This is a genomic window from Opitutia bacterium (assembly GCA_016217545.1).
Lineage (GTDB): Bacteria > Verrucomicrobiota > Verrucomicrobiia > Opitutales > Opitutaceae > Didemnitutus.
Genome location: JACRHT010000004.1, coordinates 196,793 through 209,187 on the forward strand (window position 1 = coordinate 196,793; position 12,395 = coordinate 209,187).

8 protein-coding genes are annotated in these 12,395 nt (G+C 66.2%); 2 read left to right on the forward strand and 6 right to left on the reverse strand.

The features are described from left to right. Positions 1–126 precede the first annotated feature (126 nt). From HZA32_04570 to HZA32_04595, 6 genes are all read right to left on the reverse strand, one after another. The gene (locus tag HZA32_04570; protein ID MBI5423335.1) at positions 127–2,946 is read right to left on the reverse strand and encodes a valine--tRNA ligase; all 2,820 of its coding nucleotides are present in this window, start codon (positions 2,944–2,946) and stop codon (positions 127–129) included. An 88-nt stretch (positions 2,947–3,034) separates the two neighbouring features. Continuing rightward, positions 3,035–3,913, reverse strand: a complete 879-nt coding sequence (locus HZA32_04575; protein MBI5423336.1) for a substrate-binding domain-containing protein — start codon at positions 3,911–3,913, stop codon at positions 3,035–3,037. A gap of 2 nt (positions 3,914–3,915) precedes the next feature. Further along, on the reverse strand, positions 3,916–6,075 hold the full coding sequence (locus HZA32_04580; protein ID MBI5423337.1) for a polysaccharide biosynthesis tyrosine autokinase: 2,160 nt from the start codon (positions 6,073–6,075) through the stop codon (positions 3,916–3,918). A gap of 18 nt (positions 6,076–6,093) precedes the next feature. Next, the gene (locus tag HZA32_04585; GenBank protein MBI5423338.1) at positions 6,094–7,269 is read right to left on the reverse strand and encodes a hypothetical protein; all 1,176 of its coding nucleotides are present in this window, start codon (positions 7,267–7,269) and stop codon (positions 6,094–6,096) included. Between the two features lie 59 nt (positions 7,270–7,328). Then, a complete protein-coding gene (locus HZA32_04590) occupies positions 7,329–9,101 on the reverse strand; it encodes a hypothetical protein (protein ID MBI5423339.1) in 1,773 nt (590 codons plus the stop codon). Positions 9,102–9,111: 10 nt separating this feature from the next. Further along, positions 9,112–10,482 carry a sigma-54-dependent Fis family transcriptional regulator gene (locus tag HZA32_04595; GenBank protein MBI5423340.1) on the reverse strand — a complete coding sequence of 457 codons (1,371 nt, stop codon included), beginning with the start codon at positions 10,480–10,482 and terminating at the stop codon, positions 9,112–9,114. A 103-nt stretch (positions 10,483–10,585) separates the two neighbouring features. Between HZA32_04595 and HZA32_04600 the strand changes: the two genes are divergently transcribed. Both HZA32_04600 and HZA32_04605 read left to right on the forward strand, forming a co-directional pair. After that, entirely contained in the window at positions 10,586–11,200 is a 615-nt protein-coding gene (locus HZA32_04600; protein ID MBI5423341.1) for a YdeI/OmpD-associated family protein, read from the forward strand. A 321-nt stretch (positions 11,201–11,521) separates the two neighbouring features. Beyond that, positions 11,522–12,379 (forward strand): hypothetical protein, encoded by an 858-nt coding sequence (locus HZA32_04605; GenBank protein MBI5423342.1) that lies wholly within the window; start codon positions 11,522–11,524, stop codon positions 12,377–12,379. Positions 12,380–12,395 lie beyond the last annotated feature (16 nt).

The window sequence follows — 12,395 nt, forward strand, 5'->3', positions numbered from 1 at the left end:
GTGTGTTCGCGAGCCGGCCGCGAACCATGAGGGAAGCGGGACTCACTCAGCACTCAGCCTATCAGAGCGCCGTGAAGTCAGCCTGTCGTTTTTCGACGACAGGATAAATGCGACCTGATCGTCGGCTCAACCGAGCGCGCCGAGCAGGCGCTGCACCTCGGCTTGCTTGGCCTTGAGGTCGGCGAGTTGCTTGCGCGCGCCTTCGAGGACGGCGGGCGGAGCTTTCGAGACGAAGGCTTCGTTGCTCAGGCGCGCTTCGGTGCCGGCGATGTGCTTCGCGAGCGTCTCGTTCTCCTTCGTGAGGCGCGCCTTCTCGGCGGCGGTGTCGCCGGTGGCGAGCTTGCGAATGAGATTCCACGTGCCGTAGGGCGTGACGCTGGCGGGCGCGTTGGGCGAGAGCTTGCCGCGCGTGACCGTGGCGGCGCCGAGCATGCGCTTGAGCTTGGCCATGTTCGTCTCGAGCACGGCCCACTGCGCGTCGGCAGCTTCGACGACGAACTCGGAATCCTTCTTCGCCGCCTCGCCGTTCTCAGCCTTGAAGGCGCGGAGTTGCGAGGTGACTTCCTTCAACCGGCCGACTTCGGCGGCGGCGGCCGAATCGATGCGCAAGCCACGCGTCGCGAGTTCGGACTCAAGCGCCGCGCCGGTCTCGATGCGCACGTCGCGCATGAGGAACTGCGCATCGGTGCCGTAGCCGAGCAAGTGCCAGAGTTCCTCGGTGATGAACGGCGTGAACGGATGCAGCAGCAGCAGCGTCTGGCGCAGCACGAGATCCTGAATCGCGAGGCAGTTGGCCTTCGTCGACGCGTCCTGGAGTTTGGCTTTCGAGACCTCGACATACCAGTCGCAGAAGTCGTTCCAGAAAAATCCGTAGAGCGTCTGCACGGCGTTGCTGAACTCGAAGTTCGCGAACGCGGCCTCGACGGCGCGGGTCGTGGCGAGCAGGCGCTCGAGGATGGCGTGGTCGTCGGCGTCGAACTTCGCGGGCTCGAGCCGCGCGAGCACGGCGGCGAGCGAGGAGTTGTCGGCGCTGTCGCCGCTCATCTGGCGGAAGCGGCAGGCGTTCCAGAGTTTGTTGCAGAAATTCTTGCCGCTCTCGATGCGGTCTTCCTGGAAGCGGATGTCCTGGCCTTGCGGCGCGATGGAGATGATGCCGAAGCGCAGGCCGTCGGCGCCGTAGCTGGCGATGAGATCGAGCGGATCGGGCGAGTTGCCGAGCGACTTCGACATCTTGCGCCCCTGCTGGTCGCGGATGATGCCGGTGAAGTAGACGTCGCGGAAAGGAATCCGGCGACGCAGCTCCGCTGCGTCGAGCTGAGAGCTGAGAGCTGAGGGCTGAGAGCCGGAAGTGCCGCTGCCCTGCTCTGAACTCTTGGCTCTGAGCTCTGAGCTACCCGTGTATTCCAGTCCCGCCATGATCATGCGCGCGACCCAGAAGAAAATGATGTCCGGGCCGGTCACGAGCGTGCTGGTCGGATAGAAATAATCGTAGCCGCGCTCCTGCATCTTCGCGGCGTCGGGCCAGCCGAGCGTGGCGAACGGCCAGAGCCAAGACGACGCCCACGTGTCGAGCACGTCGTCTTCCTGCACCCAGTTTTCCGGATCGGCGGGTCCGGCGAGCGAGACGTGGACTTTCGTCGCGTCGCGCAGGTCGGCTTCGGTGAGCTTCTCCTTGTCGAGTCCTTTGCGATACCAGACGGGAATGCGGTGCCCCCACCAGAGCTGACGGCTGATGCACCAATCCTGGATGTTCTCGAGCCAGTGCAGGTAAACTTTCGACCAGCGCTCCGGGTGGAACTTGATGTGGCCGTCGCGCACGGCGGCCTTCGCCTCCTCGACGCGCGGATACTTGAGCCACCATTGCCACGTCAGGCGCGGCTCGATCGGCACGTCAGCGCGCTCGGAGAAGCCGACGTTGTTCTCGTAGGGCTCCTCCTTCACCAGCGCGCCGCGCTCCTTGAGAAGTTCGGCGGCCTTCTTGCGACCGGCGAAGCGATCCATGCCGGCGAGTTCGGGGCCAGCGAGCTCGTTGAGCGTGCCATCGGCGTTGAGCACGTCGATCGGCGGGAGCTTGTGCCGCTGGCCGATCTCGAAATCGACCTTATCGTGTGCGGGCGTGATCTTGAGCGCGCCGGAGCCGAATTCCTTGTCCACGGCGCTGTCGGCGATGATCGGGATCTCCGCGGTGGGGCCAAGCGGGCGGCGCACCTTCTTGCCGATCCAGCCGGCGTAGCGCGGGTCGTCGGGATGCACCGCGATCGCGACGTCGCCGGGAATCGTCTCGGGGCGCGTCGTCTTGACGGTGATGAACTCGCCGGGCGCGTCCACGCGCTCGTAGCGAACTTGATAGAGGAAACCCTTCGCGGGTTTCATGATCACTTCCTCGTCGGAGAGCGCCGTGAGCGAGACCGGGCACCAGTTCACCATGCGCTTGCCGCGGTAAATGTGGCCCTTGGCGAAGAGATCGACGAACACGTTGAGCACCGCCTGCGAGTAGTGCGGGTCCATCGTGAACTGCGTGCGGCTCCAGTCGCACGACGCGCCGAGCGCCTGCAATTGCTGGAGGATGATGCCGCCCTTCTCCTCGCGCCACGACCAGACCTTCTCGAGGAACTTCTCGCGGCCGAGGTCGCGGCGGTGGAGTTTCTGTTTGCGCAGCTCGCGCTCGACGACGGTCTGCGTCGCGATGCCGGCGTGGTCGGTGCCCGGGAGCCACATGGCCTCCTTGCCCTCGAGGCGGGCGCGGCGGATGAGGATGTCTTGGATCGTGTTGTTGAGCACGTGGCCCATCGTGAGCACGCCCGTGACGTTCGGCGGCGGGATGACGATCGTGTAGGGATCCTTGCCGGGCGTGACGCGACCCGCGAAGGCATCGGCGGCCTGCCAGGCGGCATACCACTTCTTCTCAACGTCGCGCGGTTCGTAGCTCTTGGTAATCGAGGCCATGGGAGAAATTTAGCCGGCCAGTGAAAGCCGCCGCCCCGACCCTGACAAGCCCTGTTCCTGTTCCGCGCCGGCGAAGCCGGGAGGCGATTCAGTTCAACTCTTCCAACTCGAACACCAACTGGTTGCGCGCGCTGACGGGCAGAGGCACGAACCGAGCCTGCGCCAGCGCCTCGCCGCATTCGTCGCTGAGCAGGAACCGGAGGAACGTCAGCAACCGCGGCGCCGCCTCGCGACGGAACGCGATGTAGAGGGGCAGCCGCCACGGGTAACTGCCATCGTGCAACGCCTCGGCCGTCGGCAAGTGCGCCGGGTCCCGCACGCTCGGAGCGAGCGCGATGGCGCGCAATCCCGAGCCGGCCGATGGCACCACGGGCACCAGGCCGATGGCGTTTTCGCTCGAGCGGACACGCTCGAGCACGCGTTCAAGCGAAGCGTAACTCGCGAGCGTCTTCATCTCGGCGCCGTTGAGCGCGAAACGGCGAAAGAGGGGCACGGTCAGCGCCGAGCCGGGAGCAACGGCGTTCACGGCGATCGTGCGCGTGCGCCAGTCGCCCGTCAGGCCGAGTTCGCCCCACAGGCTGACGCTTTGCGCACCGGTCGCCGCGAAAATGCCCTGCGCCTGCGCCAGGGTGAGTTGCGTGAGCGGCGCGGCTTCGTGAACCACGATGACGGCCGGCTGGTAACCGAGCACGCGAACCACAAAGGGATCGCCGGGGGGATTTTCATCCGGCGGCAACGCAAACACGACCACGTCCGCGTCGCCGGCGCGCAAACGGTCCAGCCCCGGCCGTGTGCCGTCGAGACCGGCGGCGATATGAACGTCGTTTTCGCGGCCGAACTTCTCCAACGCGGACGTCAACGCGCCGCCGAGCAAATCCGAACCGGCGAGTCTGATTTCTGCGCCGCGCGTCACCAGCGCCAGCAGGCAGGCCCCGAGCAGCATGATCGCGGAACGGATCGACTTCATGGTCAGCGGTTCTTCGGGCGATCGGGTTCGGAAAACTGGAGTTTCTCCGTCGCGCGGCCGCGCGAGTCGGCCGGCGCGTCAGCCTTCCCCTCGCCTTCCGAGTAATAGGAATAGTTGGCCGTGTAGTAGCCGTAATCCTCGCCCGTGCCGGTGGGCACCTGGTTGAGCACGACGCCGATCACGCGCGCTTTCACGCCGTCGACGATCTGTTTCGCACGCAAGACCATGCTCGCCGGATTGCGCCGGTGCTGGATGAGCAGCACGGTCCCGTCAGTAACGCTGGCGAGCACGGAAGCGTCGCTGACGCCGATGATGGGCGGCGAATCGAAGAGGATCTTGTCGTAGCGACCCTTGAACTCGGCGATGAGCTCGCGGAGTTTGTTGGCGTAGAGCAGGCTCAGCGTCACGCCACCGCTCGCGCCGGCTGAAATCAAATCGAGGCCCGCGGCCTGCGGTTTCAGGCACTCCGTCCACGTGGCTTTGTCGAGCAGGACGTCGGTGAGGCCGGGCTCGCGGCTGACGTTGGCGAGTCGATGCTGGGTGGGGCGGCGCACGTCGGAATCGACGAGGAGAACCTTCTCGCCCGCGAGCGCCATGGTCAGGGCGAGCTGGCGCAGCGAGGTGGATTTGCCCTCGCCGGGGCCGGCGGAGAAAATGCTGAGCGCGGTGGGTTGGCCGGCCTTCAGCGCGAGGTTCAGGTTCGTCTGCAGCACGCGGAACGGCTCCCCTTCGGGCGAGCCGGGTTCGTGCCGGGCGTCGGGCGCGGTTTGAAACGGAATCACGCCCAGGACGGGAAGCCCGAGCTTCGATTCGACGTCGGCGACGTTGCGGAAGCTGGTGTCGAAGAACTCCACGAGCACGGCGGCACCGACGCCGAGGATCAATCCGCACACCGTGGCGAAGAGGAGATTGATCGCCCAATTCGGTTTGGAAGCGAAGCGCGCGGGCTCGGCGGTGTTGAGGATCTCGATCGTCTTTTTCGGGACCTGGAAGTCGATCTCACGCTGGCGGAGCGTGAGCTTGAGCGTGGTGAGGAGGCGTTGCTCGTCCTCGAGTCTCGTCGCGGCCTCCTCGAAGGGGCGCATGCGCTCGCGGGCGGAGAGGATCTGGTCGACTTTGGCCTGGGCGAGCTGGCGCTCCAATTCGATCACGCGCGCCTCGGATTCCTTGAAGGCCATCTCGAGCGAGCTTTCGTAGCCGCGGAGCTGGTTGTCGAGTTGCTCCTGGATTTTCGCGCGGGCATCCACGGCGGAAATCAAATCCGGGTGCGCCTCGCCGAGGCGGCCCTTCAGGCGCGTGAGGTTCTGGTCGGCGACGAGGAAGGCCTGGAGGAGGTTCTGGATGTTGGGATCGGAAATGAGCTCGGAGTTGACGAGGTTGCGGCGGTCGGCGGTCGGGATGGTGCGGAAGCGCTCCCAACGCGTCTTGCGTCCGATGGCATCGACGCGGAGGGCGATGAGCGAGTTCTGCATCTGGCGCAGGCGCTCGATCTCCATGTCGGAGTAGCGCTGGTTCAGATCGACGCCGGAGATGCCGAGGTCCTTGCGCAGTTTCTCCACGCGATCGCGCTGGGTGACGACGACGGTCTCCTGTTTCTCGAGTTCACCGCGGAGCTTGGCGAGGCCCTCGCGCTGCTCGGAGGTGGCAAGGTCGACGCGGTCGGCGGCGTAGACGCGGGCGATCTCGTTCGCGATGGCGGCGGCGAGTTGCGGCTCGCGGGCCTGGACGTTCAGCTCGATCAGCGAGGTCGCGCGGCGCGACTCGGGCGTGAACATTTTTTTCGTGAGGAACTGATACGTGATCGCGGACGGCCACGCGGCGCCGTCGCCGAACTGGCGGCCGAACACGTCGTTCAGTTTCAGGTTCTCGATGACGCGATAGAGGATCTTTTCCGACTGCAGGATCTCGAATTGGTCCTGGATGAAATAGGGATCGTAGTAGGACGAGTTCTGGTTCTGGAAGAGCTTCACTTCGCTCTCGGGCTTCTCGACGCGGATCTTGGCGGTGGCGAGATACCACTTCGGCAGGAGCGCGGTGACGCCGGCCGTGGTCACGAGCACCAAGCCGAACACCAGCAGCACCAAGGTCAGCCGCAGGCGGAGCAAGCCGACGAAATCAGTCAGTGTCGCGGATCCGTGGCCGGAAGCGGAGGACGATGCCATTGCGGCGGGGTAAGCCCGTCAGAACGAGAAGCGAGCCGAAACGCCGTAGCGCGTGCGGTCCTGGTCGCGGATCGGGTCGTCCGAAGCGATCTTGTCGGCATCGAGGGTGGCGCTGATCGTCCAGTTCTTCGTGGGCAACCAGGAGAGCGCGAGACCCACGCGGGTGGTGGTCTCGTCCACGTCGGCCACGCCGGTGCGGCCTTGGAGTTGCGACGGTTCCCAAGTCAGCGAACCCGAAGCGGTGACCAACGGCGACAGCCGGTGCTGCACGTTCACGAAGAAGCGGCTCACCTTGGTGTCGGTGAAGCGAACCACGTCGGAGGCCTCTTCGAGCGTGTAAACGTAGCCGCCGGAGACGAAGGAATTCTGGCCATACGTGTAGCGCGTGCTGAGCTCGGCGTAGGGCCCGGTGGTCGAGGCGGCGCCTTCGCGCATGCGGTCTTCGACGCCGCCGCGGAACGTGAGCGTGACCGCCTCGCTGGGATTGTAGTCGACGCCGCCGAGAACGAAGTGCGAGCGCTTGTCCTTCGTGGCGGAGCCGGCGTCGTAGGCGACGTTCTGGTAACGGTATTCGGCCGCGAGCTTCGTCACGGGCAACGCGGCGAAATTCACCTCCAAGCCCGCCAGCTGCTCCATGCGATCGAGCTGCGCGGCGAGCGTGCCGAGGTCGTAGGCGTAGTTGATGTTGCGATACTTGATCACCACTCCGGTCTTCGGGTTCGCCGCCGTGGTGAAGCGCGCGTTGAACTGGTTCATCTTGAACGACTGATCGGTGTTCAAGGTGAGGCCGGCCAGGAGCGACTGCGGGTTCTTCGAGATCTGGTAGCTGTCGCTGACGTCGATGTTGGTCGACGAGCTGAACGCGTGGGCCACGCGGGCGTTGAGCGCGTGGCTGGTGAGGTTCTTCTTGCCGGGCCGGTCGACGAAGTGGTCGAGGTTGAGATTGTAGCTCGCGGAAACGAAAGTCTGGTCGTCGACCGACGCGTTGTAAGCCACCGATGGGCTCACCGAATAAACCAAGCTGTCGATCTCACCCGTCGCGGCGCCGAAAATGTTCGAGTCCTGATACACCGAAGCGCCCATCTGGAACGACAGCGCCTTGCCCTGTTCCTGCTCGGGAATCGGGGCATAGACGGCAAAGCTCAGGGCGGGAAAAAGCACAGCCAACGCGGCCAGGCGAAGCGGAGTGTTCATGGTCAACATCGGTGAAAAACCGATGCGCCAGCAAGCCGCCCGCCGGAGCCAGACGCAAATCAATTTCCCCTTAGCCGAATGGCGGACGGGTCGATCAAAAGCACCATGTTTTCGGTCAGCCGTTGCGGCGGTCCGGAGAGCGGAAAATTCGCCGGCATGCGCCGCGTCACCAAGCCGGCATAGACCGGCCCCCAACCACCCGTATCGGACAAGGTGCGGATCGCGTCCTCGCGCCGGGCCGCCAGCTCCGTGAAGAACGGCCGGTCGAGCGTCGCCGGCGTGAGCAGCAAGGCGCCGATCGGCTGTTGCACCGTGATTTCGTAGAAATCGCGCAAGCGCTCCGGCTTCGCCCAGACGCGCTGCTGGCCATACCACGCCGTGCCCGCCGGCACGTCGGCGGCGATCGCCACGCCCGGCATGAACCGCGACTGCGCATCGCGCTTCAGCTCGATGAAGAGATTCGGGTAATACGGCGGGTAATAGAAATGGATTTTCCGCGGCTCCAGGCAGTCGCGCACGAGCGGCAGCGCCTGCAACGCCAGCAATCCGGCCGCGACCCAACGCCACCGCGGTGCCAGCGCCCCCTGGCTGCCCACCAATACCGAGAAAAAGCCCGCGCCGAACACGATCAACAGCGGCGCCAGATAATAGGCCGGCAGCCGCGGGCTTTCCCCCGCGCTGAAGAACGGCTGGCCCGCCAGCAGGACCAGCAACGTCGCCGCGAAGCACCACCGCACCCGATTCGCGGGCGCATGCCGGAACTGATACGCCAGCCCCGCCACGAAAAACGCGGTGAACAGCAACCCGCCGCCCGACCAGATGCGCTCCTTCAGGTTGCGCTCCATGCCGGTGAGGCCCTTGTTGCCGAGTTTCTTCAGGTCGAGGCCGATGTATTCCACCGTCGCCGTCGTGCGCGCCGCGCTGGGCAAAGCCGTGTTGTCGTCCGCCTTCAACGCGAGGTTCTGCCACGCCAGCCCGAGCGGGTGGCCAACCACCACGACGTTGCGGACCAACCAAGGCGCAACCAGCAACACGAACGTCGCCGCGAAAACCCCGAGCGCCGGCCAGCGCGCCGCGCCGCGCAGGCGCCAAGCCAGGTAGGCCACGAGCGGCAACGCCACCAGTCCCGCCGAATACTCCGCGAGAAACAGCAACGCCGCTCCCGCACCCATCGCCGCCATCCGCCCCGCCAGCGCGCGATTCCAAGCGGGCGTCTCCGCCCAGCCGTCTTCGCCGCCTGCGAGCACCAGGAAAATCGCCAGCGCCAGCACCATCATCAACGGCATCCCGCTGACTACCACCGTTTGTTGCCACAGCGTCACGGACACCGCCGCGCCCAGCGTCGCGAGCCACGCGACTGGCGCGTCGAACAACTGCCGCGCGAGTCGCCACACCAGCGCCATGCCGAGCCAGAACAGCGCGAGATTCACCGCCAGCACCACGTAGTCCGGCGCCCAGCCGTTCGGCGGTTCCGGCACGTGCGACCAAATGCTCGCTGGCGCGATCTTGAAGGCCGCCGCGAGGACCAGCGGATAGAGCGGCGCATGCGCGAGCTCAGGATAAAGCTGCGTCTCGCTCAACGGCACGCCGCGCGCCTTCATCACCGCGTAAGTTTGCGGGTAATTCACGCGCGTCGTGAACCCCTGCCCTTGCGCGATCTGCCGGCCCAGCTCGGCCTGCTGCAGCGTCCACTCGTTCGGCACGCCGTGAAACTGCTTCCACGAAAACACCGCGGTCAGCAGCAGCGCGCCGACCGCCAGCGCCACGCCGCGCAACCACCGCGCGCCGGCTCCCTGCTCCAGCCAATGGATGAACTCCTGCGTCGACTTCATCGCGCCGCGCTCAGCGGTCCACCACGTCGAGTTCCGGCCATTGCGCGATCTTGCGATGCAGCGTGCGGCGGCTGATGCCCATCATTTCGGCGGCCTTGGTGCGGTTGCCGCGCGCCTTGATCAGCGCCTCGCGCAGCAAGCGCTTCTCGTTCTCCTCGACCGAAAGCGGATTCGTCGGCGGATGAGCCGCGAGCGCCGGCGGCATCGTGGGATCGCCACGGTATTTCGGCTCCAACTCGAACTCGCTCAACGTCCCGCCGCGCTGGAGCACGACGATGTTCTCGGCAAAGTTGCGCAGCTCGCGGATGTTGCCCGGCCAGCCGTAGCGCTGGAGATGCTGCATCGCGCCGGGCTCGATCGTGATCGGCTCATAGCCGTTTTCCTTGGCGTAGAGCTTCACGAAATGCTCGAGCAACACCGGGATGTCGTCGGACCGCTCGCGCAGCGCCGGCGTGGTGATGCGCACGACGTTGAGGCGGAAAAAGAGGTCTTCGCGGAACTTCCCGTCCTTCACCATCTGTTCGAGGTTGCGGTTGGTCGCGGCCACGAGCCGCACGTCGACCGTCATCGTCTTCGTGCTGCCGATGCGCTCGAAGCTCTTCGTTTCGAGAAACCGCAACAGCTTCACCTGGATCTCGGGACCGATCTCGCCGATCTCATCGAGGAAAACCGTGCCTCCGTCCGCCGCCTCGAAACGCCCGATGCGCCGGTCGGTGGCGCCGGTGAAGGCCCCTTTCTCGTGACCGAACAATTCGCTCTCGAGCAACGTCGCCGGCAACGCCGCGCAATGCACCGGCACGAACGCCGCGCGCGCGCGCGGGCTCGCTTGGTGGATCGCTTGCGCGATCAGTTCCTTGCCCGTGCCGGTCTCGCCTTCGATCAGGATCGTGGCGCGCGAGGGCGCGACGAGCTTCACGCGCTCGATCACCTGCGCGAGCCGGGCCGAGTGCCCGACGATGCCCTCCATCGAGAACTTCTCGTCCAGCCGCTCGTGCAGCTGCTTCACCTCGACCTCGAGCGTCCGCGTCTTGAGCGCACGCTGGATGAGGATTTCGAGCCGCTCGATGTTCACCGGCTTGGTCAGGAAATCCACCGCGCCGCGCTTCATCGCCTCGACCGCCGAATCGATGCTGCCGTAGGCGGTCATCATGATCACGGCCGGCTTGTTCGCGAGCGTCAGGGCCTTGTCGATGACCTTCAGGCCGCTTTTGCCGGGCATGCGGAGATCGGTGACGATCACGTCGAACTCCTGCGCATCCATCAGGTTGAAGCCCTCGTCCGCGCTGGCCGCGACCGACACATCGTAGTTGTCCTGCAACGCCTGTTGCAGCCCCTCTCGGGTGTGCTTCTCGTCGTCGACGATCAATACACTCGGCACCATGCCGCGATGAAGCCCCCCGCTCCCGACCCGGTCAACGGCAATCGAGACGCGATGGCACACCTCCACGCTGGCCAATCGGCCAAGGCCACGCCAAAACCTCGGCATGCCCCACGCCGCCGACCCACGCATCGACGCCTACCTCGCCAAAGCCGCGCCCTTCGCGCGCCCCATCCTCGCCCACGTCCGTGCCCTCGTGCACCGCGCCGTGCCCGACGCCGCGGAGACCATCAAGTGGGGCATGCCTTTCTTCACCGTCGACGGCACGCCACTCTGCAATCTCGCCGCTTTCAAGGCCCACGCCGCGTTCGGTTTCTGGCGTCGCGACATCACGGATGAGTTTGAGAAATTGCACGCCAACGGCACCGCCATGGGCGCCGCCGGCCGCATCACGAACCTCGCCGATCTGCCGCCCGACAAAGTCGTCATCGCCTTCCTCAAAAAAGCTGCCGAGCGCACGCGCACCGGCCTGCCGCCGCGCCCGAAACGCCAGGTCGCCCCGCGCCGCACGCTGCGCGTGCCCGCCGATCTCGCTGCCGCATTGAAGAAAAACAAAGCCGCCGCGACGTGCTGGGAAAATTTCAGTTACAGTCACCGCAAGGAATACCTCGAGTGGATCACCGAGGCGAAACGCCCCGAGACGCGCGCCAAGCGTATCGCTACCGCGCTCGCCTGGCTGGCCGAAGGCAAGGCGCGTAACTGGAAATACGCGCACTGCTGAAGCCACACCGCCCGGTCGACGCCGCGACGGCTCCGGCAAATTCCCGTGCGGCACCGCGGGATTTCCCCGCAATCCAGCCCTCCCCTTTCCCGTGACGGAACGACCCCGGTCGGCCGGCGTCCCACGCGCCATGACCCGACTGCACCCGTGCCTTCTCCGCTGGCTTGCCTTGGCCGCCACCGCAATTCTGGTCCTGTTGGCCGCCGGTTGCGCCTCCATGCCCATGAACAGCCCCAGCGCACTCCCGAACGCACAACACGGCACCACCGCGGCGCCCTGAGCGCGGTTGCGCTTCGGCCGATTTGGGCGGAAAGTCCCCGCATGGCTCCCCCGCGCGCGCTCCCCGTCCTGCTTCTCGCCAGCGTCGTGTGGCTGGCGTCGTGCTCGACTCCGCCCCCGCCGCGAGTCGTCAGTCGCGTGGCCCCCCGCGTCAACACCGCGCTGCTCATCACCTCCGACGATGGACAGCTCACCGCTGAACAGCTCGAAGCCAAACGCGGCGAGATCGTCCGCTACCTCACCGAGCGCGGCCTGCTCTTGCCGGGCGATGTGCTCTTAAGCGATGCGGCGGCCGCCGACCGCATCATCCGCGTCTCCGTCGCGCCCAGCGGCGGATTCAAGGTCACCGTCTTCAATCCCGGCAACGTCGGCACCGCCTACTCGGCACCGGCGCGCGACTCCGCCGCCTACTCCACCGCGCCACTCTCGACGCGCTACGACCCGTTCTTCGATTTCGGCTACTCCTACAGTCCCTGGCCCGAGTTCGGCTACTATCCCTACCGACCGCGCAACGACCTGCGGCCCCACTACCCGCCCGATTATCTGAAACCCGTCGAACCGCGCCGGCCTCCGCCACCGCCGGTGGTCGTCACGCCCGTTCCTCCCCCGCCGATTCGCCCGCACCGGCCGCACGATCGCGATCACCGGCCCGGCGAGCCCGTGCCGCCGCGGCGTCCCGACGCGCATGACCGCAACCACGACGGTGTGCCCGATACGCGCGACCGCGGCGATCACCCGCGTCCGCATTCGCCGCCCCCGCCGTCATCGCCACCACGTCCCGAAACTCACGTCCCCGTTCCTCCGCCACCGCCGCGCCCGGCGCCGACACCTCCGCCCGCGCCCGAACGCAATCGCGACAAGGACGATCCGCGGAACAACACGAGCGACCGCGAACGCTGAGCCCCCTCGCCGCACC